The sequence below is a fragment of the Nonomuraea sp. NPDC050404 genome, from assembly GCF_040655495.1.
Classification (GTDB): Bacteria; Actinomycetota; Actinomycetes; order Streptosporangiales; family Streptosporangiaceae; genus Nonomuraea.
This window is the reverse complement of the sequence record NZ_JBFAKB010000007.1, coordinates 203880-228540: the sequence shown is the minus strand read 5'-3', so window position 1 is coordinate 228540 and position 24661 is coordinate 203880. Positions and strand designations below refer to the sequence as shown.

The following is a 24661-nucleotide window of genomic DNA, read 5'->3' as shown; positions in this document are numbered from 1 at the left end:
GACCCGATGAGCCTGACCGCCACCTACCGTCTGGGCACCCGCCTGTTCTGGCGGGACAAGGCCATGTTGTTCGCCTCGGTGCTCACCCCGGTCGGCATCGCCGTGGGGCTGCCGACCCTCATGCGGCACGTCACCGCGGAGGGCGTCGCCGCGGCCGCCGCGCTGTCCCAGAGCGCGATCGCCGTGGTGTTGTCGATCACCGCGTTCATGAACATCGGCGTGGCCCTGACCGGCCGCCGCGACCAGCTCGTGCTCAAGCGGCTGCGCTGCACCCGGCTGACCGACGGGCAGATCCTGCTGGGGCAGATGGCCAGTGTCGCCACGCAGACCGTGGCCATCATCGTGGTGTGCGTGGTGGCCGTGCGGATCGTCGCCGGTGTTCCGCTGCCCGCGAACCCCGTGGCCTTCGCCGCCGTCACGATCGCGGGCTCGGTCGTGATGACCCTGCTCGGGGCCGCCTACACGGCCGTGATCCCGCGCCTGGAGCTGGCCGCCGCCTACACCATGCCGGTCTTCCTGGTGTGCGGGCTGTCGGCGGGCGCGATGGGGCCCATCCCGCTGCCCTCCTGGCTGCAGGCGATCCTGGACCTGCTGCCCACCACGGCCGTCGTGGACGCCGTCAGGACCGGCGAGCTCGCCGTGCCGTTCCTGATCCTGGCCGTCTGGGCCGTCCTCGGTTACCTGGCGCTGCGGTTGTGGTTCCGCTGGGAACCCCGCCGCTCCTAGTCGCCACCAGCGGAAGGCCATAATCGTCGCGTGGACTCCTCCTCCGCCCGCCGGCTCGCGATCGTGCTGATCACGGCGGTCTCGTGCGCCTACACGGCCGTCGTGCTGACCTACTTCCAGTACGGCGTGCTCTACGGCGCGCCCGCCCTGATGGCGATGCTCGCCGTGATCGTCACCCATTTCCTCAACATGCGGGCCGGGCTGGCCGGCCGGCGCCCGCCGCACTTCCCGTGGACGCTGATCCTTCAGGTGGCGGCCTGCTACCTGCCCGACGTGCTGCTGCCCGGCGGCATGTCGGCGCTCAACGCGCCGCTGCTGGCCGGGTCGCTGCTGGTGTTCCTGCCGCTGGGCTGGGCCGGGTCGCTGGTCGCGGTGATGACGGCGTACGAGACCGGCGTGCTCTGGCTGAGCGGCACGCCGTCCTACGTGACCCTCTTCTACGCGGTCACCGTGCCGACGACGGGCGCGATGATCTACGCGCTGGTCCGGTTCGTCCGCGTTACGGCGGAGCTGGAGCAGGCCAGGGCCGAGCTGGCCGAGGCCGCGGTGCTCAAGGAGCGGCTGCGGATCTCCCGTGACCTGCACGACGGCCTGGGCCGCAGCCTCACCGCGATCGCGCTCAAGGGCGACCTGGCCGGGCGCCTCATCGAGCGCGACCCCGGCGCCGCGCGCGCCGAGGTGGGTGAGCTGGTGCAGGTGGCCAGGGAGGCGGCGCAGGACGTACGGCAGGTGGCCAGGGGTTACCGGGCGATGTCGCTGGCGGGCGAGGTGGATCGGGCGGTGGCGCTGCTGGAGTCGTCGGGGGTCAGCGCGCAGGCGCACCTGGTGGACGTGCCGCTGCCGGGGCGTTCCGAGGAGGCGCTGGCCTGGGCCGTACGCGAGGGGGTCACCAACGTGCTGCGCCACAGCCGGGCCACGATCTGCACGATCACCACGTCCCGGCACGACGGCGCGGTCCGGCTGGAGATCGCCAACGACGGCGCGCCCGCCGCGCGGAAAGCGGCGAACGGCGGGCTGACGGGGCTGGCCGAACGGGCGTCACAGGCGGGCGGCTCCTGCACCACACTCCCCACCGGGGAAGGCGGCTTCCTGCTCGCGGTGGAGGTCGCGGCGTGATCAGGGTTGCCGGAGGCGACGGCGTGACCAGGGTTGCCGGAGGCGACGGCGTGACCAGGGTTGCCGGAGGCGACGGCGTGACCAGGGTTGCCGGAGGCGACGGCGTGACCAGGGTTGCCGGAGGCGACGGCGTGATCAGGGTTCTGCTTGCCGAGGACATGCACATGATTCGCGCCGCGCTCACCGCCCTGCTCCGGCTGGAGTCCGACATCGAGGTGGTCGCGGAGGTCACCCGCGGCGACGAGATCGTTCCCGAGGCGCTGAGGGTCCGGCCCGACGTCGCGGTCGTGGACATCGACCTGCCGGTCGTGGACGGCATCACCGCCGCCGCCACCCTGCGCGAGCGTCTGCCGTCGTGCCGGATCCTGGTGCTGACTGCCATGGGGCAGCCGGGGCACGTACGCAGGGCGCTGGCCGCGGGCATCGAGGCGTTCCTGGTCAAGGACTCGCCCGGAGATCGGCTGGCGGAGTCGATCAGGCGCACGGCGGCCGGGCTGCGCGTGCTGGACGCCGAGCTCGTCTCCTCCGCCATGGAGTACGGCGAGAGCCCTCTAACCCCCAGGGAGGCCACCGTGCTCAAGCAGGCCGCCAGGGGCTCATCGGCCGAGGAGATCGCCGCCCGCCTCCACCTGTCCCCGGGCACCGTACGCAACTACCTGACCGGCGCGATCACGAAGACGGGGGCGCGCAACAAGATCGACGCCATCCGGATCGCCGAGGACGCCGGCTGGCTGTAGAACCGCGGAGGGGCACGATCCCCTGGTGGAAGAGTTGAAGGGCCGTGGGGGGGTGTGGCCCCGCCCTGGATGGGAGGGTGCGGCCCGCGTTGGTCAGATGTCGGTGATCCGCAGCCCGGCGTGCGCCTTGTAACGGCGGTTGACCGAGATGATGTTGGCGGTGAGCGCCTCGATCTGGTGGGCGTTGCGCAGCCGCCCGCCGAACACACCCCGCACGCCCGGAATCACCTCGGCCAGCGCCTGTACGAGATCGGTGGCCTCACGGTCCTCACCCAGCACCAGGACGTCCAGGTCCACCTTGTCCACCGCCGGATCCATCAGCACCACGGCCGACACGTGGTGGAAGGCCGCCACCACCCGGCTGTCCGGCAGCACGGCCGCGGCCTGCTGCGCGGCGCTGCCCTCCTCGACCGGCAGCGCGTAGGCGCCCTGCTTGTCGAACCCGAGCGGATTGACGCAGTCCACCACGATCTTCCCCGCCAGTTCCGCGCGCAGGGACTCCAGCAACGCCTTGTGCCCCTCGTACGGCACCGCCACGATCACGATGTCGGCCCGCGCGGCCACGACCGCGTTCTCGTCGCCCGTCGCGCCCGCCCCGATGGACTCGGCCGCCTCCTGGGCCCGCTGGGCGCTGCGCGAGCCGATCAGCACCGGATGCCCCGCCAGCGCGAACCGCCGCGCCAGCCCCTTCCCCTGGTCGCCGGTGCCGCCAAGGATGCCGATGGATAGTCCGTTCACGTCTGTCATAGCCAGATCATGCCAGGCCCACCCGGCGCGGTGACCGAGTGGGCCAGTGTGTCTCAGGCAGATGTGTCTCAGGCAGATGTGTCTCAGGCAGATGTGTCTCAGGCAGATGTGTCCCGGACGGATGAGCGTCCGGCGGATACGCCGCCGGCAGAGGTCCCGCTAGCAGTTGCCGAAGGCGGGCAGCCCCAGCATCCGCAGCGCCAGCCACTCGATGGCCAGCGGGCCGCCCTCGACGGCGCCCGTGACGTGGTCGGGCGCGGGCATGGTGGCCCAGCGCACGTTCGCGCCCGCCCGGCAGTACTCGGTACGCAGCGTGGAGCCCACCGCGAGCGGAATGATCTCATCGCCGCGCGCGTGGTAGAGGAACATCGGCGCCCGCGGCCTGGTGGCCCCGAGCCGGTTCTCCGCCAGGCGCGTCAGCCACTTGGGCTGGTTGAGCAGGTCGACGGGGCTCAGGTCGGAGAAGCGCAGCCCGGCCAGCTTGGTCTCCAGGTCGCCCACGCAGTCGTCGGCGGCGTCGGCGAGCAGGGCGCGGCCCCGGTCGTTGAGGTCGGCCTCCAGGTCCAGTTCGGGGTAGGCGGCGTCGAGCCCCACGCCCGCGGCGGCGGCCAGGCCGAAGTCCGGCCCGCCGTCCAGGTGCATGGCGACGGCGTGCAGGTCGGCCGGCACCCCACCGGCCGCCACGCCGCGCAACCGCAGCTCGGGCGCGTAGGAGGGCTGGAGCTGGGCGGCCCATCCGGCGGCCGAGCCGCCCTGGGAGTAGCCCATGACCCCGACGGGCGCCCGGTCCGACAGGCCGGCGCCGGAGACGCGGCTGGCGGCCCTGACCGCGTCGAGCACGGCCTGCCCCTGCGAGATCCCCGCCATGTACGTGTGGGTCCCGGGCGTGCCGAGGCCCTCGTAGTCGGTGGTCGCGACCGCGTACCCCTTGAGCAGGAACAGGCTGATCAGCGCGAGCTCGGCCTCCCCGCCCCGGCTCAGGCCGGCCGAGGGGGCGCACTGGTCGCCGAGGCCGTGGGTGCCGAAGGCGTAGCCGATGATCGGGCGGGTGCCGAGCGGGTAGCCGGCCCTGGGCACGAGCAGGGTGCCGGAGACGGTGTTCGCCGCGCCGGTGGCCGAGGTGGAGGCGTAGCGGACGTTCCAGGCCCTGACCGGGATCTCCAGCAGCTTGCCCGGCAGCAGGTAGACCGTGGTCGGCTCGGCGGAGACCACGTCTCCCGGGGCCGCGGCGTGTGCCGGGGCCGCGATGAGCGACATGATCGATAACAGGATCATGGACATGCTGACGCGCACACGTAAGGTCATGTGCCGCCCCTCTCCGTGAGGATCACCACTTGGGACGGCGGCGCCGCGAGCCCGATCGTTACCCGAGGGTAACTCCATGTCAAGGCCCGAAATGACGGGTGAACACACCTCGTGTCAGCACATCACTCCAGAAACTGCCACCCCGTGCATGCGCGTCAGGCACCATGGAGACATGGACTCAGGATCAGTGGCCTTCCTGCGCGAAATCCTGGCCGAGACGGGCTGGCTGGAGCGCACGCGCGAACTGGGCCTCGCCCTGCGCGCCACCCGCTCGCCGGGCGGCCTGCTGCTGGTGGGCACGCCCGACGACGAGCCCTGGCACCTGACCGCCCACCTGGCCGACGAGGCCGAGTTCTCCGGGCTGTCGCAGCTCACGCCCACGCTGGTGCGCTGGTCCCCACCGCCGGACGCTCCGGCTCACCTGCGGGTCGGCCTGGACCGCCTGGAGAGCGCGCGGCGCGGGGAGACGCTGTTCGTGCTGTCGGAGCAGCACGCGCCGGTCCCGCTGCTCGAACGCGTGGACGACGCACGGCGGACCGGGGCGACCATCCTGGCGATCGAGGGCGGCGACCCGGAACTGGCCGGGCTGGCGCACGACGCGATCGCGGTGCCACGCGACGGGCTGGTGACCTTCGACGGCGCGCAGCACCTGGTGAGCGCGGCGGCCGGCGAGCCGGATCGGCGCCCCAGCCTGCGCGACCGCCTGGCCCGCCTCCTGGACAAGGTCAGCGGTCCCCAGATCGCCGACTGACCGCGCCGGGCCGCCACCACCGGCTCGTGATCATGCCCGTCCCCGTGCGGCTCCTCTCCCGATCGTCACTCGTCGTCCTGATCGGCCTCGTCCCACGCCTTGTTGCGGTCGGAGGCGCGTTGCAGTGCTCCCGCCGCCTCCTGCTCCGACGCGTACGGACCCATCCGGTCCTTGTTGGGGCAGCCCTTGTCGGGCTCGACCCGCATGTGCTTGAGACAGAACCACCACTGGCCTTCGCTCACGAGGTCAATTCTGCCCCGTAGACTCGTGTTTCATGACGACACTGCTCCAGCCCGGGCGAGTTTCGCCCATGCGAAAGGTCCCCGCCCACATCGAGCGGCCGGAGTACGTCGGCAAGAAGCGCCCCAAAACCGGTGAGTCCGACGTGAAGACCCCCGAGATCATCGAGCGGATGAGGGTGGCGGGCAAGATCGCCGCCCAGGCTCTGGAGGAGGTCGGCAAGCACGTACGACCGGGCGTGACGACCGACGAGCTCGACCGGATCGGCCACGAGTTCCTGCTCGACCACAACGCCTACCCCAGCACCCTCGGCTACAAGGGCTATCCGAAGTCCCTGTGCACCTCGATCAACGAGGTGATCTGCCACGGCATCCCCGACGACACCGTGTTGCGCGACGGCGACATCGTCAACGTCGACATCACCGCCTTCATCGGCGGCGTGCACGGCGACACGGACGCCACGTTCCTGGCCGGGGAGGTGGATGAGGAGTCGCGGCTGCTGGTGGAGCGCACGCGGGAGGCGATGATGCGCGCCATCAGGGCGGTCGCGCCCGGCCGCCAGCTCAACGTGGTGGGCCGCGTCATCGAGGCGTACGCCAAGCGCTTCGGCTACGGCGTCGTACGCGACTTCACCGGCCACGGGATCGGCACCAGCTTCCACTCCGGCCTCATGGTGCCCCACTACGACGATCCTTCGCTGCGGGTGGAACTAGTGCCCGGGATGACGTTCACCATCGAGCCGATGCTCACGCTGGGCACGATCGACTACGAGATCTGGCCCGACAAGTGGACGGCGGTGACCAGGGACGGCAAGCGCACGGCCCAGTTCGAGCACACGATCGTGGTCACGGACTCGGGCAGCGAAATCCTCACCCTTCCCTGACACGGCCCTTCACGCGCAGGGCAACCGACGGCCCCGGCCGATCACCCGCCAACCGACGGCCCACCGTCCCGGAACGCTCGCCCGCCGCCCGAGGCCCCCAAGACGACCGCCTGTCGACCGACGGCCCCGGCCGATCGCCACAGAAGGACGATCTCCACAGAGACGACGGCCCCAGGCCGGTCGCCACAAAGGGACGATTGCCACAGAGACACCGGCCCCGGGCCGGTCGCCGTGCGCGACAGCAGCCCGGGGCCGGTCGGGGTCGGTGTCAGTGGCGCCGGGGCACCACCCCGGACACCGTGGTGCCCTCGCCGGGCACGCTGTTCACAGAGAGACTTCCGCCCATCTCAGCGAAGGCCGCCCGCATCCTGGCGATCCCCCGCCCCGCCCCGGCCGGGGTGAAGCCCTGGCCGTTGTCGCTGACGGTCAGGCGCAACCCGCTCTTGCCCGCCGTCACGGCGATGGACACGGTCCGGGCCCTGCTGTGCAGCTCGACGTTGGACAGGGCCTCGCGCATGGTGGCCATGACGCCGTTCGAGACGCGCGAAGGCACGTCGGTGGCGGGCAGCGCCCACGTCTCGACCGTGATTCCGGTGCGCTCCGACCACTCGGCCAGGTAGCTCTCGAGCGCCTCGGCCAGGCTCTGCCCCCCGCGCATCCGTGTCTCTTCCGACAATTGGTTCTCGCCTTCCTTGGCACCCGGGCGCCGCACCGGTCCCCACACCGGCGTTCCCAACCGCGGCGCGCACTCCCCCCTCAAGGCCTGCGCACTTAGCTAATGGGGTTATGCCCGTCTCCCCTGGGAGAAAGGCTACCTGTCGGTCCAGGAACTTGTAGTCGGAAGGTAGAGGGCCATGTCCGAACGGCTACTCGGCCGTGCCGGTACGCAAGCGGTCACTCACCCTTGCCTGCCCCTTTGTCCGCGCGGTTCAGGCGGGCGAGGTAGGCGTTGTAGGAGTCGAGTTCGGGGTCTCCGGCCCCGCTGCGATCGGCTTTGCGGTCGGCGCGTCGCGCCTGCCTGTCGTCGTCCTTGTACCACTGCAGGGCGATGGCCAGCAGGACGATGAGCGTCGGGATCTCGCCGAACCCCCACGCGATGGCCCCGCCGTCGCGCTGCGTCTGGATCAGCGTGTCGCCCCAGGTGCGCCCGAGCTGCTCGTACCAGCCCGAGGCGATCACGCTGCCCATCATCATCAGCGCGATCCCGAAGAAGGCGTGGAAGGGCATGGTGACGAAGAGCATCAACAGCCGTCCGACGTACGGGAGCCGGTTGGGCCCTGGATCGACGCCGATGATCACCCAGAAGAACAGGCACCCGCTGAGCAGGAAGTGCAGGGTCATCCAGATGTGGCCGAGGTGCTCGTTCATCGCCGACTCGAACAAGGGCGTGAAGTACAGCGCGTACGTCGAGGCGACGAAGATCGCGGTCGCGACCACGGGATGGCTGATGACCTTGGTGAACCGGCTGTGCAGGATCGTGGTGATCCACTCGCGCGGCCCTCTGTCGCCCCTCCTGGGCGCCGGTTTGAGCGCGCGCAGGGCCAGCGTGACGGGCCCGCCGAGGACCAGGAAGATCGGCACCACCATGGACAGCGTCATGTGCTCGATCATGTGCACGTCGAACATGACCTGGGCGTACCTGGCCAGGCCGCTCTGCGTGGCGAAGACCAGCAGCGCGACGCCTGCGAACCAGGAGGCGGTGCGGCCCCACGACCAGCGGTCGCCGCGCCGGAGCAGGCGGCGCACGCCGAGCGCGTACAGGCCGGCCAGCACGCCCGCCACCACGGCGAAGAACAGGTCGAACCACCACATCGACACCACGTTGCCCACCGTGATCGGCGGCGGGAGCGGAAAGCCGAGCAGCTCGTACGCCCGGTCGGCGGGCAGGCTGAACTCGGGCGGCGGTGTACGCGACAGGGCCACCGCCACGCCCATGGTGGCGAACATGAGCACCGTCTCGCCACCGGCCAGCCGGGTGAACGCCCTGGGCTTGCCGGCCTCCAGGTCCACGAGCGTGCGCTGCCGGTGCCAGTAGCCGACGTAGCCGAGCAGCACGAAGGCCACGATCTTGGCCACGGCGAGCAGGCCGTACTCGCCCGTCCACAGGTCCGAGATCGAGCCCAGCCGCGCGACCAGGGCGAACACCCCGGACAGCCCGACCCCGACGTAGCACCACAGCGCCATCTGGGAGAAACGCGCCGCCGCCACGTCGAGTTGCGGCTGCTTGCGCAGCGCGTGCAGGGCCAGCACGCCGAGCCCGCCCACCCACAGGGCGAGCGAGAGCAGGTGCAGCGACACCGAGGAGGTGGCCAGGTCGTGGTTGGGCGAGGAGGAGGTGTGCCCGGTGAGCGGCGCGGGCAGCAGCGTCACCATGGCGAACACCAGCAGCCCCGCCGCCGCGCCCGCCGTGATGGCGCCGCGCGAGAACAGCGCGATGGCCACCCCGAAGAGCACCACGAGCGTCAGGGCGACACCCTGCGTGGTCTGGGTGGCGTAGCTGGTCAGGATGGTGCGTTCGAGGATCTGCGGCACGGTCCTGCCGATGGACTCGGCGGCGCCGAACACGATGGACAGGAACGCCGCCCCGGCCCACACCAGCGCGGCCCACGAGGCGGCCTTGACGTAGTCGAGCGCGCTCTTGCCGAGCACGCCCTTGTCGTTGGGCAGCAGCGCGGCGGCCATCAGCAGCAGGCCCACGGTGACCACACCGGCCGCGTCCATGGCCAGCTTGGACAGCGGCAGACCCCACCGCACGAACGCGCCGGAGTCGGGCAGCCCCGGAATGATCCTGGGGAACGCCCTGCCGCCCGCGATCATGCCGATGGCCAGGGCGGCGACCCCCGCCGCCGTGGCCACGAGCGCGAGGCGCGCCGCCCGGCTCACGGCTGCTTCTTCCGCGAGCTGAGCAGGAACCCGATGCCGATGCCGACGAGCGCGCCGATGACGATGATCAGCCAGATGGGGAACGACACACCCTGCTGCTCCTCGACCGAAGCCTGCTCGGGCGCCGGCGCCGCGGAGGCAGGCGGGGCCGCGGAGGCAGGCGGGGCCGCGGAGGCAGGCGGGGCCGACTGAGCAGGGGACGCGCCGGTCGGCGGCGCGCTCGCGCTCGGGGACGGCGTCTCCGCCCCCTCCACCCTGAACGGGATCTCCCCCTCGATCGGGTGCCCGTCGGAGGAGACGACCCGGTAGGCGATCGTGTACTTCCCGTCCGGCAGCGGCCCGTCCACGGCCTGCGTCACCACGGATCCGTCCAGCTCGGGCTTTCCGCTCTGAAGCTGGGCGTCTCCGTCGCCACGCACGATGACGAACGGCATGCGGACCTTGGCGCTGAACTCGAGCCTGACCTCTTCGAGGGACTCGACCTTGGCGTTCTTGGCCGGGGAACTGCTCTTGAGCGTGTCGTGCGCCAGCGCGGGAGCGGCGGTGCCGAGCACGAACAGGGCGGCGGCGAGGATCGCGGTGAGGGCCGCGAACGGGGTTGTCTTCATGGCATCCTCAAGGCTACCGATGCCACCGCCCGGTCCGGACTTCGCTCTACAAACCAGCGCAGGCCAGTGCCCGCTGATAGGCCTCCACGGCTCCGTCGGCGTCGCCGAGTGCCTCGATGGTCTCCGCGGTGGCGAACCAGGTGGAGGCCGAGCGGCGGGAGTCGGGCAGCGGGGTGAGCCAGTCGTGCACCGACGTGGCGTGTTCCGCGGCCTCCTCATGACGGCCGACCGCGTTGTATACCCTGCTGAGCAGCAGCCCGGCCTCGGCGCCGAGCACGTGCTTGAACTCGGGGGCCAAGGACCTCCCGATAGTGGCGTGCTCGACGGCCTTGTCGAAATCTCCGCTCATGTACTCGGCGTTGGCCAGCTCCACGTGCACGCGGGCGCGATCGATCATGCTGGTCGAGGTCTGCTCGAACTCCGCCACCGAAGCGCGCAGCAGGTCGCGTACGGCTTCGCTTTCCATGGGCCGGGCCCGCAGCCGGACCCGCAGCAGCGACAGGCGCATCCTGGCAAGGCCGCGCGGCTGGCCGGTCTCCGCCTGCATAGCCATCGCGCGTTCGGCGAAGGAGAGCGCCTCCTCGTGGTGGCCGGTTACCTGCGCGACCAGCGAAGCGTTCCAATTGGCGGCCACGATCGAGCGCGGGGTGCCCAGGGCGTCGGCGGCGTTGAGCAACTCGGCGGCGAACTGGCGGGCGCGCAGCAGGTCACCGCGCCACATGTAGGCCGACAGCAGGGTGGCCGCCAGCTCGACCAGGGAGTCGCTCCAGGGCAGACGGGCGCTGCCGGCCAGCATCTGCTCGCCGACCTCGACCGCCTCGGTCAGGCGCTCGCTGTCGCGGTGGGCGCGGCAGAGCACCATCATCACCTCGATGCGGCGCTCCGTGGGCAGGTCCTCCTCGCGCAGCCCGAGCAGGATGGAAATCGCCTCATCGAGGTCTCCGCAGGCCTCGGTGGCGAGCGCGAGACCGAATTCCGTGTCTTGACGTAGGGTGGTGAGCCCTGTCAGGTTGTTGTTCGCCAGCAACTCGGCGAAGCGGGTACGGGCCTCCTGGACTTCGCCATTCTCAAGTGCGAGCCGCGCATAACCGAGGGCCAGTTCGATGTCCTCCATCTGCTCGGCGGTCACACCGTTGATCAGATAGGACAGTGAGCAGTCCAGCTTTTGCGCCAACAACTCAAGAACTGCAGGAGTCGGGGTACGCTTGCCGCTCTCGATCAACGAGACATAGCTGTCCGACAACTCGGGGTGCGCCAACTGCGCCTGGGAGAGGCCACGTTGTCGCCGGACCGTCTTAATGCGGAGTCCGACCAGGTCAGATGTGGTCACAGGCGTCGCTCCCTGAGAAGATGAGTCCGAGCAAACCCCACATAGGCGAGGATGAACCCCCATGCACATGCGTCTTGCCCTGTCTGCTGTAGTCACCGCAGTCCTGTTCGCGGTAGCCATTGGAGGTAATGCTACGGCCGCGAGCACCGGTTCGTCTGCCCTTAGGGCAGTAGCGGACGACAGCCCCTGCTGCTGAACCAAGTCTGGAGTAGAGACAAACAGGCTCATCTGCCAGGCTCGACACCGCACCGCGCCCGGTAGACCTCGGCCTCGACAGCGGCGCACAACGCATCGGCTCGCCGTGTCTTCTCTCACCCCAGAGCGCCCCGAAGCCCCGCGTTCGGCGTTAGCCTAGCGCGGGGTTTCTACATTTGATCTACATGACGGTGGCCCCTTCATGCGGTCGGCGAAAAGATTTACGCTGCCTGGTTGACGCCCGGTCGATGGGAAGACGGAGGCAGGTTTTGGGCGAGGAGATCTTCATCCGGCTCCTGGGTGCGGTGGCCGCTGAGTCCCGCCAGCAGGGCGCCGTGGAAACCATCGAACTCGGCCCTCCCCGGCAACGCGCGCTCCTCGCCCTGCTCGCCACCCAGGCACCCCGTCCCGTCCCGATGGACCAACTCGTGGCCGGCCTCTGGGGTGACGCCCCGCGCAACGCCGAGCAGAGCGTCTACACCTACATCGCCGGTTTACGCCGGGCCTTCGAGCCCGGCCGCGGGCGGCGCGAGCCGTCCCGCCTGCTGACCGGCTCGCAGGCCGGCTACACCCTGTGCGTGGACACCGCGCAGGTGGACGCGCTGCTGTTCGCCGAGTGCCTGGACGAGGCCCGCCGCCTCCTGCACGACGGCGATGACCGCGAGGCCGCGGCCCGGCTCGACCAGGCCCTGGAACTGTGGCAGGGCACCGCGCTGAGCGGCCTGCACGGCCCATTCGCCGACACGGAACGGGCCAGGCTGGACGCGCTCAAGCTCGCGGCACTGGAACAGCGCGCCGAGATCCTGCTGCGGCTGGACCGCCATCTTGAGGCCATCGAGGAGCTGCGCCACCTCACCCACCAGCACCCGCTGCACGAACGAACCCGCGAACTGCTCATGAAGGCCTTGTACGAATTGGGCCGGCAAGCAGAGGCGCTAGTGGTTTACGAAGAGGGCCGGGTCGTGCTCGCCGAGGAACTGGGCACCTCGCCCAGCGAGAGCCTGCGCAAATGCCACGAGATGGTGCTACGGGCCGACAGCGCCGACACGGTGGCGGCACCCCACCAGTTGCCCCGCCCGCCTGCGTAGTTCGTCGGCAGATCTCGGGAGCTGTCATGGCTGAAGGAACGGCTGGCGCCCCGGGACGGCACGCCGCCACACCCGCTGGTGATCGTCACGGTACCTGCGGGCGTGGGCAAGTCCACCCTGGCCGCGCAGGCCGCCGACGCCGCCAAGGAGCAGTTCCCCGACGGCCAGCTCTACGTGAACTGTCATGGCGCCACACCCGACGTGCCCGCCCTCACCGCGCTCGACGTGCTCGGAAGGTTCCTGCGCGGACTGGGAGTACCGCCCGAGACCGTACCCGCCAACCTCGACGAGGCAGCGGCCATGTGGCGCAGCCGCCTGCACGAGCGGCAGGTGCTGGTCCTGCTGGACGACGCCGCCGACCTGGCCCAGATCCGGCCACTACTGGCCACGCCGCTGGGCAGTACATTGCTCGTGACCAGCCGCGAGACCATGGCCTGGGGTGAGGACGCCATCCAACTCGACCTCGGCAGGATGTCCCACGCGGAGTCGGCCACGATGCTGGCCAAGCTCGCCGGCACCGCCCGGATCTCGGCCGACACCGAACAGACCGCCAGGCTCATCGGACTATGCGAAGGGCTCCCACTGGCCCTGCGCATCGCCGGGGCACGCCTGGCCGCCCGCCCCGACTGGAGCGTCTCAGCCATGGCGGCCAAGCTCAGCGACGAACGCAATCGCCTGCACGAACTGGCGACAGGCGACCTCGCGGTCCGCTCCAGCCTCAACGCCAGCCACACAATGCTGGAACACGGCTCGCGCCCCCTGGACCGGCTCGCCGCCCGCACCCTGGCGCTACTCGGCCTCCTGCACGTGCCAGAGATGACCGTCGAGGCAGCCGCGGCGCTGCTCGGGACGGAGACACCGGACGCGGAGCGGGCGCTCGATCGACTGGCGAACGCGCACTTGCTCGACCACGCCGCACATGACCGCTACAGGCTGCACGACCTGGTCCGCCTGTTCGCCAGTGAGCTACGACCGGAGGGCGCCAGAGACGCGCTGATCCGTGCTCTGTCGTACTACGCCGCCTCCGCCCGGCTGGCCGCCCACGTCGCCGACCCACCCAGGATGGTGATGACCAAACCCGTGGACGCCGTACCGCACCACGTGACCACGGGCGAGGAAGCGCGCGCCTGGCTGTTCCAGGAGGAGAACGTCCTGACCGCCGCCGCCGTCCAGGCGCTCGCCTCCCCGGACGACACGGTCGCCAGGCTTGGCGTCAGCATCACTTTCAGCCTGTTCAGGCACCAGGAGCGCTCACACAGCATGGTGCATCTGCAAAACCTGAACATGTTGGTGCTGCAGGTGTGCGAGCGATTGGGGGATGAACGTGACGCCGGGATCGCGCACGGCAACATCGCCAGCGGCATGCGTACGATGGGAGCCATCGACGAGGCGATCAGCCATCTGCAGGCCGAACTCGAGATCGCCAGGCGGATCGGCGACGCCGTCGACGAGATGCGGACACTCGGAAACTTGGCCACCATCTACGACTCGGGCCAGCGCTTCGAGGAGGCGCTCTCCTGGGCCGAGCGCCAGCTCGCGCTGGCCAGGCAGATCGACTCACAGGTGGGCATCCGGTACGCGCTCAGCGCCATAGGCGACGCCCACGTGGGCGCGGGCCGCCCGCGGCAGGCCCTCCCCCCACTCCACGAGTCTGTGGCCAACGCGCGGGAGGCAGGGGATCCCCTGTACGAGGGGCAGTCCCTGTTGTCGCTAGGGGAGGCATACCTCTGTTTGGAGGATCCGGAGGAGGCGCTTTCCCATCTGCGGGAGGCTTACGAGCTGCTCGCGACCGCCGGCTACCGGATCATGCGGCTGCGCTGCATGATCGCGATCTCGATGGCGCACCGGGCGATGGGCGAGCTGGACCAGGCACTCTCCCGGATCACCGAGGCCACACTCAACGGTGGCGCGCTGGGCCATGCCCGCTGGGAGCAGCGGCTGCGGGAGGAGCAGGAGGCCGTGCGGGCTGCACGTGAGGCCGCGTCCGAACCGCCTGAACGCTAGCGAGAAGTCCGCAGCGTCACAGAACCCGGCATCCGGCATGAACCAGGCGCGCAACCTTTCACATCACAACAGCGACAAGCACATTACGCTGCCTCGTTGATACAGCTTTGTCGGGATGATGGAGGTCGGCTTGAGCGAGGGAATCTTCATCCGCCTTCTGGGCGCGGTGGCCGCCGAGCTCCGTGGTGAGGGCACCGCGCAGCCCATCGACATCGGCCCGCCCCGGCAGCGCGCGCTCCTCGCCATGCTCGCCACCGCAGGAGCGCATCCCGTGCCGATGGACAACCTCGTGTCCGGCCTCTGGGAGGATCCCCCGCGCAACGCCGAGCAGAGCGTCTACACCTACATCGCCGGCCTGCGCAGGGCGTTCGAGCCCGGCCGGGGGCGGCGTGAGCCGTCCCGTCTGCTGACGGGCTCACCGGCCGGTTACGTCCTGCGCGTGGAACCGGCGCAGGTGGACGCGCTGCTGTTCGCCGACTGGCTGGAGGAGGCCCGTCGTCTCCAGCGTGCCGACGACGACGCCCAGGCCGTGAACAGGCTCGACCGGGCCCTGGCGATGTGGCGGGGCACCGGGCTGAGCGGCCTGCACGGCCCGTTCGCCGACAGGGAACGGGCCCGGCTGGAGACGCTCATGCTCGCGGCGCGGGAACAGCGCGCGGAGAGCCTGCTGCGGATGGGCCGCCACCGGGAGATCGTCGAAGAGCTGCACCACCTCACCCACCAGTACCCGCTGCACGAGCGGACCCGCGAGCTACTCATGAAGGCCCTGCACCGCTCGGGCCGCCCGGCGGAGGCGCTGGCGGTCTTCGAGGAGGGCCGGGTCGTGCTCGCCGAGGAGCTGGGCGTCTCGCCCGGCGAGGGCCTGCGCAGGTGCCACGAGATGGTGTTGCGGGCCGACACCGACTCCGCCTCCGGCTCCGGCTCCGGCTCCGGGCCGGTGAGGCCACACCAGTTGCCGCGCCCGCTGACGGGATTCGTCGGCAGGTCGCCGGAGCTGATACGGCTGAAGGAACTGCTGGCCCCCTGGGACGACACGCCGCCGCACCCGCTGGTGATCGTCACGGGACCTGCGGGCGTCGGCAAGTCCACGCTGGCCGCGCAGGCCGCCGACGCGGCCAAGGAGCACTTCCCCGACGGCCAGCTCTTCGTCAACTGCCATGGCGCCACGCCCGACGTGCCCGCGCTCACCGCACTTGACGTGCTCGGGCGTTTCCTGCGCGGGCTGGGTGTGCTGCCCGAGTCCGTACCGGCCGACGTGGACGAGGCGGCGGCCATGTGGCGCACCCGCCTGCACGGCCGGCGGGTGCTGACGCTGCTGGACGACGCCGCGGATCTGTCGCAGATCCGCCCGCTGCTGGCCACGCCGTTGGGCAGCACGCTGCTGGTGACCAGCCGCGAGACCATGGCCTGGGGGGAAGACGCCGTACAGGTCGGGCTGGGCAGGATGTCGCACGCGGAGTCGGCCACGATGCTGGCCGGGCTCGTCGGCGCCGGCCGGGTCTCGGCCGACACCGACCAGACGACCAGGCTCATCGGGCTGTGCGAGGGGCTCCCCCTGGCGTTACGCATCGCTGGGGCGCGCCTGGCCGGTCGCCCCGGCTGGAGCGTGTCGGCGATGGCGGCCAGGCTCAGCGACGAACGCAGCCGTCTGCACGAGCTGGCGGCGGGCGACCTCGCGGTCCGCTCCAGCCTGAGTGCCAGCCACACCATGCTGGAACGCGGCTCACGCCCGGTGGACCGGCTGGCCGCGCGCACGCTGTCGCTGCTCGGCCTCCTGCACGTGCCCGAGGTGACCGCGGAGGCTACGGCTGCGCTGCTCGGGATGCCGGTGCCGGAAGCGGAGCGGGCGCTGGAACGACTGGCCGACGCCCATCTGCTCGACCACGCCACCCACGACCGCTACAGGCTGCACGACCTCGTCCGCCTGTTCGCCGGCGAATTGCGCCCGGAGGGTGCCCGGGAGGCGCTGATCCGCGCGCTGTCGTACTACGCCGCCTCTACCCGGCTGGCCGGCCACGTCGCCGAGCCACCCAGGATGGTGATGACGAAACCGGTGGACGCCGTGCCCCACCAGGTGACCACCGGCGAAGAGGCCCGCGCCTGGCTGTTCCAGGAGGAGAACGTGCTGACCGCCGCCGCCATCCAGGCGCTCGGCTCCCCGGACGACACCGTGGCCAGGCTGGGCGTCAGCATCGCCTTCAGCCTGTTCTGGCACCAGGATCGCTCCCAGCGCATGGTGGAGATAAAAAAGCTGAACACAATGGTGCTGGCAGTGTCCGAACGGCTGGGAGACGAGCGCAACGCCGCGATCGCGCACGGCTATATCGCCACCGCCCTGCGCGCGATGGGACGCATCGACGACGCGATCGGGCATCTGCAGGCTGAACTCGCGATCGCCAGGCGGACCGGCGACGTCGTCGACGAGATGCGCACGCTCGGGAACCTGTCCGCCATGCACAACTCGGGCCTGCGCCCCGAAGAGGCGCTCCCCTGGGCCGAGCGCCAGCTCGCGCTGTCCAAGCAGATCGAGTCGCAGGTGGGCATCCGGTACGCGCTGATATGTATCGGTGACTCTCACCTGAGCGCGGGCCGGCCGCGAGAGGCCCTGCCCCCGTTGTACGAAGCGCTGGCCAACGCGAGGAAGGCAGAGGATGCCGGCTTCGAAGGAGAGACCCTGGAATTCCTCGGGGAGGCCTACCTCTTCTTGGACGACCCGAGGGAAGCCCTGTCCTATCTGCATGAGGCGTATGAGGTGCTCACGAGGACCGGATACCGGCTCAGGCTGCAGATCTGCCTGATCGCGATGTCGGCGGCGTACCGGGCGCTGGGCGAGCTGGACCAGGCGCTCTCCCGGATCACCGAGGCGGCGTTGAACGGTGGCGGGCTGGGCAATGTCCGCTGGGAGCGGCGGCTGCGGGAGGAGCAGGAGGCCGTGCGGGCGGCCCGCGAGGCCGCCTCGGCCTCGAACGAGGGCTAGCGAGGCGTACCGGTGTCCCTGAGTGCCAGGAAGAAGTCCACCCGGTCGGCCATGGTGGACAGGTCCCTGCCGGTCAGCTCCTCGATCCTGCGTACGCGGTAGCGCACGGTGTTGACGTGCACGTGCAGCTGTTCCGCGCAGGCGTTCCACGAGCCGGCGCAGTCGAGGTAGATGCCGAGCGTGCGCACCAGCTCGGACTGGTGCCTGCGGTCGTAGTCGAGCAGCGGCGTCAGCAGCCGGGCGGCGAACGAGCGGCGAACGTCGCCGGGCACCGTGGCCAGGAGCAGCGCGTGAGTGTAGATCTCGTCGCTGGTCACCACGCCGCCGCCGCGCGCCTCGGCCAGGCGGCGGGCGTGCCCGGCCTCCTCCACGCCGCCCTTGACGGCGGCGGCGCCGGTGAGCGCGCCGCTGAGGCCGGCGCACACGCGGGTGTCGGGCAGCGCGGCGAGCACGCCGGCGCCGGCGCGCAGCCGCTCTGCCAGCTCGGCGGCGGTGCGCTCGCGCAGCGGCACCACGGCGACCGCGCCGTCGGCGCCGGCCGCCGCCACGACCTCGCGGCCGAGCAGTTCCTCCACGATCTGCCCGCCGAGCGTGGCGGGGTCGGGGCCCCGGGTGGCGCCGGGCCGCAGCGCGGTGACGTTCACCACCGCGTACGGCTCCGCCGCGTCGATCCCGCACGTCCGCAGCCTGGCGTTGAGCTCGGCCGAGTCGGCGTCGGCCAGCGCGGCCACGATGAGCTGTTCGGTCAGGCGGCGCTCGACCCTGCGGCCCTCCTCCATGCGGCTGCGTTCGAGCCCGACGCAGGCGGCCAGCTCGTAGCCCAGGTCGGCCCGGCCCATCAGGTCGCCTTCGCAGGCCAGCGCCCAGCCGGCGGCGCGGTGGCCGCGCCCGACCGCGAAGATCGTGTGCTCGCCGACCAGTACCGGGAGCCGGGGCTCGGTCAGGTACGCCTTGGCCAGCCGTACGGGATCGGCCACCGCGCCCACGATCACCTGTCCCGAGGCGGACACGACCGCGCCGGTGACGCCCAGCTCGGCGGCGGTGAGCTCGAACAGCTCGCGCAGGTCGGCGCCCTCGGCGATGGCCGCGACCAGCCGGCGGTGGCGGCCGAGCGCGTCGCGCACGTCGCCGGCCAGCCGGGGCACGACCACCTCGGCCACCGTGCGGAAGGAGACCTCGACGGGCACCAGCACCAGCGGCAGCCCTGCGGCCTCGCAGGCGGCCACCAGGTCGGCGGGCACGTGGCCGAGCCACGCCTGCCCGGCCCCGAGCGCGGCCACCCCGGCCTCGGCCAGCGCGGCCACGAACCGGGCCGAGTCGCCCGGCTCGTGCCACCACATCAGCCCGGTCAGCACCAGCTCGCCGCCGCCCAGGTAGCGGCCGGGCTCGGGCAGGTCGGTGATGTGCACGGTGCCGAACTCGCGGCCGGGGTCGCCGGTGAGCAGGGTCAGGCGCAGTTCGTCGATGGCCAGCAGGTCGGAGATGCGCACTTGGGGGAATATACAAGCCCGCCGCGATTCGCTGACCCGGGGATCTCACGCCGGGCCGGAGCCTCGTACTGCACCTGGAGCGCTCGGTGTTCGGCCACATCTCCATTGCCACAACCTGCCTCGGCCGCTTCACAGGGGTGGCGCAGACATTACGCTGCCTCGTTGACGCCCGCTCGATGGGATGACGGAGGCAGTTTTGGGCGAGGGAATCTTCATCCGCCTTCTGGGCGCGGTCACCGCCGAGGTCGGCCTCCGTGACGTCACGGAGCACATCGACCTCGGGCCTCCCCGGCAGTGCGCGCTCCTGGCCATGCTCGCCACCAGGGCGCCGCGTCCCGTACCGATGGACCAGCTCGTGGCCGGCCTGTGGGCGGATCCGCCGCGCAACGCCGAGCAGAGCATCTACACCTATATCGCGGGCTTACGCCGGGCCTTCGAACCCGGCCGGGGGCGGCGTGAGCCGTCCCGCCTGCTGACGGGCTCAGCGGCCGGCTACACCCTGCGCCTGGCTCCGGACCGGGTGGACGCGCTGCTGTTCACCGATCGGCTGGAGGAGGCCCGCCGGCTGCAGGTCGGCGGCGACGACAGCTCGGCCGTGGGGCGGCTCGACCAGGCGATGGAGTTGTGGCAGGGCACCGCGCTGAGCGGCCTGCACGGCCCGTTCGCCGACGTGGAACGGGGCCGCCTGGACACGCTCAGGCTCGCGGCGCGGGAACGGCGCGCGCAGATCCTGCTGCGGCTGAACCGCCACCACGAGGTCGTCGAGGAGCTGCGCCACCTCACCCGCGAGCACCCGCTGCGCGAACCGGCCCGCGAACTGCTCATGAAGGCCCTGCACCGCTCGGGCCGCCAGGCCGAGGCGCTGGCGGTCTTCGAGGAAGGCCGGGTCGTGCTCGCCGAGGAGCTGGGCGTCTCGCCCGGCGAGGGTCTGCGCAGATGCCACGAGTTGGTGCTGCGGGGCAAGGCCCCGGCGGCACCGGCGGTGGTACCGCACGAGTTGCCGCGCCCGCCCGCGGGGTTCGTGGGCAGGGCGCGGGAACTGGTCCGGCTGGAGGAACTGCTGGCGCCCCGTGACGACACGCCGCCCCACCCACTGGTGATCGTCACGGGACCGGCCGGCGTGGGCAAGTCGACCCTGGCCGCGCGGGCCGCCGACCTGGCCAAGAAGCGTTTCCCCGACGGCCAGCTCTACGTGAGCTGCCACGGCGCCACGCCCGACGTGCCCGCCCTGACCGCGCTGGACGTGCTCGGGCGTTTCCTGCGTGGCCTGGGCCTGCCCCCCGAGGCCGTACCCGCCGACGTGGACGAGGCGGCGGCCCTGTGGCGCAGCAACCTGCACGGCCGGCGGGTGCTCGCCCTGCTGGACGACGCCGCCGACCTCGGCCAGATCCGGCCGCTGCTGGCCACGCCGTTGGGCAGCACGCTGCTGGTGACCAGCCGGGAGTCCATGGCGTGGGGCGAGGACGCCGTACAGGTCGGCCTGAGCCGGATGTCACACGCCGAATCGGCCACCATGCTCGCCGAACTCATCGGCGCCGGCCGCGTCTCGACCGACACCGACCAGACGACCCGCCTCATCAGCCTGTGCGAAGGGCTCCCCCTGGCGCTGCGCATCGCTGGGGCGCGCCTGGCCAGCCGCCCCGGCTGGAGCGTGTCGGCGATGGCGGCCAGACTCAGCGACGAACGCAGCCGCCTGCACGAACTGGCGGCGGGCGACCTCGCGGTCCGCTCCAGCCTGAGCGCCAGCCACACGATGCTGGAACGCGGCTCACGCCCCGTGGACCGGCTCGCCGCCCGCACCCTGTCACTGCTCGGCCTCCTGCACGTGCCCGAAGTGACCGCTGAGGTGACTGCGGCGCTGCTCGGGATGCCGGTGCAGGACGCGGAGCGGGCGCTGGAACGACTGGCCGACGCCCATCTGCTCGACCACGCCACCCACGACCGCTACAAGCTGCACGACCTCGTCCGCCTGTTCGCCAGTGAGCTACGACCGGACGGCGCCCGCGACGCGCTGATCCGCGCCCTGTCCTACTACGCCGCCTCCGCCCGGCTGGCCGCCCACGTCGCCGACCCACCCAGGATGGTGATGACCAAACCGGTGGACGCCGTACCGCACCACGTGACCACGGGCGAGGAGGCCCGCGCCTGGCTGTTCCAGGAAGAGAACGTGCTGACCGCCGCCGCCATCCAGGCGCTCGCCTCCCCGGACGACACGGTCGCCAGGCTCGGTGTCAGCATCGCCTTCAGCTTGTATCGCCACCAGGAGCGCTCGCACCGCATGGTGGAGCTCAGGGACCTGGCCACGCTGGCGCTGCAGGTGTGCGAGCGCCTGGAGGACACGCACGATCTCGCGGTCGCGCACGGCCACCTCGCCAACGCCCTGCGCATGCTCGGGCGCACGGACGAAGCGGTCGGGCATCTGCGGGCCGAGCTCGAGATCGCCGAGAGGACCGGCGACGTGATCGACAAGATGCGTACACTCGGCAACCTGGCCAACGCCTACAACTCGGGCCGGCGCCATGCGGAGGCGCTGCCCTGGACCGAACGTCAGCTCGAACTGGCCAGGCAGATCGACAGTCAGGTGGGCATCCGATACGCGCTGATGACCATGGGCGTCGCCTACGTGGGCACGAGTCGGCCACGGCAGGCCGTGGACGTGCTGATCGAGGCCGCGGCCAATGCGGAGAAGGCCGGGGACGACGGCTTCGGGGGCCAGATTCTGTCCACGCTCGGAGACGCCTACCTCGGCCTCGACGACCCCGGGCGGGCCCTGCCCCATCTGCTGCACGCCTACGAACTGCTCTCGGCGTCCGGTTACCGCATCGCACGGCAGCGGTCGCTGATGGCCCTGTCCAGGGCGTACCGGATGCTGGGCGATCTCGACCAGGCGCTCTCCCGGATCACCGAGGCCGCCGCGAGCGGCGGTGGGCTCGGCCACTACTACTGGGAGGGGCGGCTGCGGGAGGAGCAGGAGGCCGTGCGCGCGGCCCGCGAGGCCATGTACGGACCTGAGCCCGCCTGAACGTGCTTGGAGGAAGATACAAGCCCGGCAGGACAAGCGCTGACCGGGATTTCACGCCGGGCGCATAGGACGGGCGGGGCCCGCGGTGCTTGACTCGGAAGATGACGCAGACGGCTGACGCGGTCATTCACGGGGTCGGGGAGAGCGCGCGGCGGCCCGACGCCGCACTGAAGGTGACGGGCGAGTTCGCCTACTCCTCCGACCTGTGGCTGGAGGGCATGGTGTGGGGGGCGACGCTGCGCAGCCCGCACCCGTCGGCGTGGATCCGCTCGATCGACGTGGGACCCGCGCTGCGGATGGCGGGCGTGCACACCGTGCTGACCCACGAGGACGTGCCGGGCGCGAAGTTCTACGGCCTGGAGCACAAGGACCAGCCGGTGCTGGCCATCGACCAGGTGCGTCACCAGGGCGAGCCGGTGGCCCTGGTGGCGGCCGACCATCCGGAGACCGCCCGCAGGGCCGTGGCCGCCATCGTGGTGGAGTACGAGCCGCGCCCCGCCATCACCGACCCCCGCGAGTCCCAGCACTTCGTGCGCCACCAGCCGGTGCGCCGCGGCGACACGTTCGAGGCCGAGGTGGTCGTCACCGGCGAGTACGAGGTCGGCATGCAGGACCAGGCCTTCCTCGGCCCCGAGTCGGGCCTGGCGGTGCCGGCCGAGGACGGCGGCGTGGACCTGTACATCGCCACCCAGTGGCTGCACGTGGACCGCGACCAGCTCGCGCCCTGCCTGAACCTGCCCCAGGACAAGGTGCGCCTGACGCTGTCGGGTGTCGGCGGGGCGTTCGGCGCCCGCGAGGACCTGTCGATGCAGATCCACGCCTGCATGCTGGCCCTGCGGCTGGGCCGCCCGGTCAAGATGAGCTACGGCCGTGAGGAGTCGTTCTTCGGGCACGTGCACCGCCATCCCGCCCGGATGCGCTACGAGCACGGCGCGACCCGCGACGGCAGGCTGGTCTACGTCAAGGCCGACATCCTGCTGGACGGCGGCGCGTACTGCTCCTCCTCCCCCGCCGTGGTCGGCAACGCGGCGTCGCTGGGGGTGGGGCCGTACGAGGTGGCGAACGTGCGGGTGGAGGCCACCGGCGTCTACACCAACAACCCGCCGTGCGGCGCGATGCGCGGGTTCGGCGCGGTGCAGGCGTGCTACGCCTACGAGTCGCAGATGGACCGGCTGGCGCAGGCGTGCGGGTTGTCGCCGGTCGAGATCCGCCGGCGCAACGCCGTCTCCCAGGGCTCCGCGCTGATCACCGGCCAGGTGATCGACTCCCCGGCTCCGCTGGCGGAGATGCTGCGCGACCTGGAGGCCATGCCGCTGCCGCCCGGCGGCCCCGAGCACGATCTGCGGGGGTTGCCCGGCGGCGTCTCGCAGACCACGCACGGCGAGTCCGTACGCCGTGGCGTGGGCTACGGCGTGGGGATCAAGAACATCTGCTTCTCCGAGGGCTTCGACGACTTCTCCACCGCCCGGGTGCGGGCCGAGCTGGTCGGCGGCGAGCCGCACGTCACCGTGTACACGGCGGCGGCCGAGGTGGGCCAGGGGCTGGTGACCGTGCAGGCCCAGATCGCCCGTACGGAGCTGGGCATCGCGGACGTCACCGTGGCCACCGCCGACACCTCGGTCGGCTCCGCGGGCTCCTCCTCGGCCTCGCGCCAGTCCTACGTCACCGGCGGCGCGGTCAAGACCGCCTGCGAGGCCGTGCGCGAGCGGTTCGGAGGGCTGGCGCCCAAGGAGGCGCTGGAGCGGTTCGGGCCGATCGAGGAGACCCGCGAGTACCGGCACCGGCCGACGTACCCGATGGACCCGCTCACCGGCCAGGGCGACTCCCACACGCAGCTCGCGTTGTGCGTGCACCGGGCCGTCGTGGACGTGGACGTGGAGCTGGGCCTGGTCAAGGTGGTGGAGCTGGCGGCGGTGCAGGACGTCGGGCGGATACTGAACCCGCAGGCGCTGGAGGGCCAGATCCACGGCGGGTCCGCGCAGGGGCTCGGGCTGGCGCTCATGGAGGAGGTGCAGGTACGCGAGGGCCGGGTGCTGAACCCGTCGTTCACCGACTACCTCATCCCCACCATCCTCGACATGCCGCCCATGACGCTGAAAATCCTGGAAAATCCGGACCCGGCGGCTCCGTACGGGCTGCGCGGCGCCGGCGAGCCCCCGACGCTGTCCTCAACCCCCGCCATCGCGGCCGCCGTCAGAGCGGCTACCGGACTTCGGTTGACTCGCGTTCCGATTAGGCCGGAAGATATCGCGTTGTTCGACGACAGCTCCAAAAGGGGGATCTGATGGCTACCGCGCGTGAGGCGGCGGAGGCGGAGTTCAACCGCTTCGACAGCGACGGCGACGGTCTGCTGACGGCCGACGAGATCAGGCAGGCCAACGACGCGCTGGGCGGGCAGGGCGCGTCGGAGAGCGAGATCGAGGCGTTCATCACCGCCGCCGACAGGGACGGGGACGGCAAGATCAAGCTCGACGAGTTCGTCGCCCTGGTGGGCCACGGCCGCCACGAGAAGGCGTGATCTACGCGCCGCCTGGGTAGGCAACCCGGCATTCCCCCTTG

Annotated in this window: 19 protein-coding genes; 11 read left to right on the top strand and 8 right to left on the bottom strand. The window is 71.3% G+C overall.

The features are described 5' to 3' along the window. Positions 1 to 6: 6 nt before the first annotated feature. From AB0I81_RS21185 to AB0I81_RS21175, 3 genes are all read left to right on the top strand, one after another. Positions 7 to 726: an ABC transporter permease gene (locus AB0I81_RS21185; protein ID WP_360659031.1), complete on the top strand. Its 720-nt coding sequence runs from the start codon at positions 7 to 9 to the stop codon at positions 724 to 726. A 30-nt stretch (positions 727 to 756) separates the two neighbouring features. Beyond that, a complete protein-coding gene (locus tag AB0I81_RS21180) occupies positions 757 to 1842 on the top strand; it encodes a sensor histidine kinase (protein ID WP_360659029.1) in 1086 nt (361 codons plus the stop codon). Positions 1843 to 1973: 131 nt separating this feature from the next. Then, positions 1974 to 2579: a response regulator transcription factor gene (locus AB0I81_RS21175; protein WP_360659792.1), complete on the top strand. Its 606-nt coding sequence runs from the start codon at positions 1974 to 1976 to the stop codon at positions 2577 to 2579. 93 nt (positions 2580 to 2672) lie between these two features. Here AB0I81_RS21175 and npdG read toward each other — a convergent pair whose 3' ends face one another. Both npdG and AB0I81_RS21165 read right to left on the bottom strand, forming a co-directional pair. Beyond that, positions 2673 to 3326 (bottom strand): NADPH-dependent F420 reductase, encoded by a 654-nt coding sequence (gene npdG / locus AB0I81_RS21170; RefSeq protein ID WP_360659027.1) that lies wholly within the window; start codon positions 3324 to 3326, stop codon positions 2673 to 2675. A 159-nt stretch (positions 3327 to 3485) separates the two neighbouring features. Then, complete coding sequence (locus AB0I81_RS21165; RefSeq protein WP_360659025.1) at positions 3486 to 4631, bottom strand: lipase family protein; 1146 nt, start codon at positions 4629 to 4631, stop codon at positions 3486 to 3488. Positions 4632 to 4803: 172 nt separating this feature from the next. Between AB0I81_RS21165 and AB0I81_RS21160 the strand changes: the two genes are divergently transcribed. Continuing rightward, positions 4804 to 5382, top strand: a complete 579-nt coding sequence (locus AB0I81_RS21160; protein ID WP_360659023.1) for a hypothetical protein — start codon at positions 4804 to 4806, stop codon at positions 5380 to 5382. Between the two features lie 65 nt (positions 5383 to 5447). Here the strand turns inward: AB0I81_RS21160 and AB0I81_RS21155 are convergent, their stop codons facing one another. Further along, positions 5448 to 5624: a hypothetical protein gene (locus AB0I81_RS21155; RefSeq protein WP_360659021.1), complete on the bottom strand. Its 177-nt coding sequence runs from the start codon at positions 5622 to 5624 to the stop codon at positions 5448 to 5450. 32 nt (positions 5625 to 5656) lie between these two features. Between AB0I81_RS21155 and map the strand changes: the two genes are divergently transcribed. Continuing rightward, a complete protein-coding gene (map, locus tag AB0I81_RS21150) occupies positions 5657 to 6505 on the top strand; it encodes a type I methionyl aminopeptidase (protein WP_360659019.1) in 849 nt (282 codons plus the stop codon). Positions 6506 to 6773: 268 nt separating this feature from the next. Here map and AB0I81_RS21145 read toward each other — a convergent pair whose 3' ends face one another. The 4 genes from AB0I81_RS21145 to AB0I81_RS21130 all read right to left on the bottom strand — a co-directional run bounded on the left by AB0I81_RS21145 (position 6774) and on the right by AB0I81_RS21130 (position 11326). Next, positions 6774 to 7163 carry an ATP-binding protein gene (locus AB0I81_RS21145; protein WP_360659017.1) on the bottom strand — a complete coding sequence of 130 codons (390 nt, stop codon included), beginning with the start codon at positions 7161 to 7163 and terminating at the stop codon, positions 6774 to 6776. A 236-nt stretch (positions 7164 to 7399) separates the two neighbouring features. Continuing rightward, complete coding sequence (locus AB0I81_RS21140) at positions 7400 to 9388, bottom strand: cytochrome c oxidase assembly protein (RefSeq protein ID WP_360659015.1); 1989 nt, start codon at positions 9386 to 9388, stop codon at positions 7400 to 7402. After that, entirely contained in the window at positions 9385 to 9996 is a 612-nt protein-coding gene (locus AB0I81_RS21135; RefSeq protein ID WP_360659013.1) for a copper resistance CopC family protein, read from the bottom strand. The genes AB0I81_RS21140 and AB0I81_RS21135 overlap by 4 nt, the downstream gene beginning before the upstream one ends. 46 nt (positions 9997 to 10042) lie before the next feature. Continuing rightward, positions 10043 to 11326, bottom strand: coding sequence for a helix-turn-helix transcriptional regulator (locus AB0I81_RS21130; RefSeq protein WP_360659011.1), 1284 nt, complete (start codon positions 11324 to 11326; stop codon positions 10043 to 10045). Between the two features lie 464 nt (positions 11327 to 11790). On the opposite strand from AB0I81_RS21130, the gene AB0I81_RS21125 reads away from it, so the two are divergent. From AB0I81_RS21125 to AB0I81_RS21115, 3 genes are all read left to right on the top strand, one after another. Beyond that, the gene (locus AB0I81_RS21125; protein ID WP_360659009.1) at positions 11791 to 12609 is read left to right on the top strand and encodes an AfsR/SARP family transcriptional regulator; all 819 of its coding nucleotides are present in this window, start codon (positions 11791 to 11793) and stop codon (positions 12607 to 12609) included. 21 nt (positions 12610 to 12630) lie between these two features. Further along, positions 12631 to 14613, top strand: a complete 1983-nt coding sequence (locus AB0I81_RS21120) for a tetratricopeptide repeat protein (protein WP_360659790.1) — start codon at positions 12631 to 12633, stop codon at positions 14611 to 14613. A 130-nt stretch (positions 14614 to 14743) separates the two neighbouring features. After that, positions 14744 to 17590 carry a BTAD domain-containing putative transcriptional regulator gene (locus AB0I81_RS21115; protein ID WP_360659007.1) on the top strand — a complete coding sequence of 949 codons (2847 nt, stop codon included), beginning with the start codon at positions 14744 to 14746 and terminating at the stop codon, positions 17588 to 17590. On the opposite strand, the gene AB0I81_RS21110 is transcribed toward AB0I81_RS21115, so the two are convergent. Next, positions 17587 to 19080: a helix-turn-helix domain-containing protein gene (locus tag AB0I81_RS21110; RefSeq protein WP_360659005.1), complete on the bottom strand. Its 1494-nt coding sequence runs from the start codon at positions 19078 to 19080 to the stop codon at positions 17587 to 17589. The two genes, AB0I81_RS21115 and AB0I81_RS21110, sit on opposite strands and share 4 nt — an antisense overlap. A 196-nt stretch (positions 19081 to 19276) precedes the next feature. On the opposite strand from AB0I81_RS21110, the gene AB0I81_RS21105 reads away from it, so the two are divergent. The 3 genes from AB0I81_RS21105 (at position 19277) to AB0I81_RS21095 (ending at position 24620) form a co-directional block, all read left to right on the top strand. Continuing rightward, positions 19277 to 22102, top strand: a complete 2826-nt coding sequence (locus AB0I81_RS21105; RefSeq protein WP_360659003.1) for a BTAD domain-containing putative transcriptional regulator — start codon at positions 19277 to 19279, stop codon at positions 22100 to 22102. Between the two features lie 101 nt (positions 22103 to 22203). Next, positions 22204 to 24387: a molybdopterin cofactor-binding domain-containing protein gene (locus AB0I81_RS21100; RefSeq protein ID WP_360659001.1), complete on the top strand. Its 2184-nt coding sequence runs from the start codon at positions 22204 to 22206 to the stop codon at positions 24385 to 24387. Next, on the top strand, positions 24387 to 24620 hold the full coding sequence (locus tag AB0I81_RS21095) for an EF-hand domain-containing protein (protein ID WP_360658999.1): 234 nt from the start codon (positions 24387 to 24389) through the stop codon (positions 24618 to 24620). Before AB0I81_RS21100 ends, AB0I81_RS21095 begins: the two co-directional genes overlap by 1 nt. Positions 24621 to 24661 lie beyond the last annotated feature (41 nt).

Coding starts and splice junctions, on each gene's coding strand:
- AB0I81_RS21185 (WP_360659031.1), top strand. CDS start 7: ATGAGCCTGACCGCCACCTACCGTCTGGGCACCCGCCTGTTCTGGCGG.
- npdG (WP_360659027.1), bottom strand. CDS start 3,326: ATGACAGACGTGAACGGACTATCCATCGGCATCCTTGGCGGCACCGGC.
- AB0I81_RS21165 (WP_360659025.1), bottom strand. CDS start 4,631: ATGACCTTACGTGTGCGCGTCAGCATGTCCATGATCCTGTTATCGATC.
- AB0I81_RS21160 (WP_360659023.1), top strand. CDS start 4,804: ATGGACTCAGGATCAGTGGCCTTCCTGCGCGAAATCCTGGCCGAGACG.
- map (WP_360659019.1), top strand. CDS start 5,657: ATGACGACACTGCTCCAGCCCGGGCGAGTTTCGCCCATGCGAAAGGTC.
- AB0I81_RS21145 (WP_360659017.1), bottom strand. CDS start 7,163: ATGCGCGGGGGGCAGAGCCTGGCCGAGGCGCTCGAGAGCTACCTGGCC.
- AB0I81_RS21135 (WP_360659013.1), bottom strand. CDS start 9,996: ATGAAGACAACCCCGTTCGCGGCCCTCACCGCGATCCTCGCCGCCGCC.
- AB0I81_RS21100 (WP_360659001.1), top strand. CDS start 22,204: ATGACGCAGACGGCTGACGCGGTCATTCACGGGGTCGGGGAGAGCGCG.
- AB0I81_RS21095 (WP_360658999.1), top strand. CDS start 24,387: ATGGCTACCGCGCGTGAGGCGGCGGAGGCGGAGTTCAACCGCTTCGAC.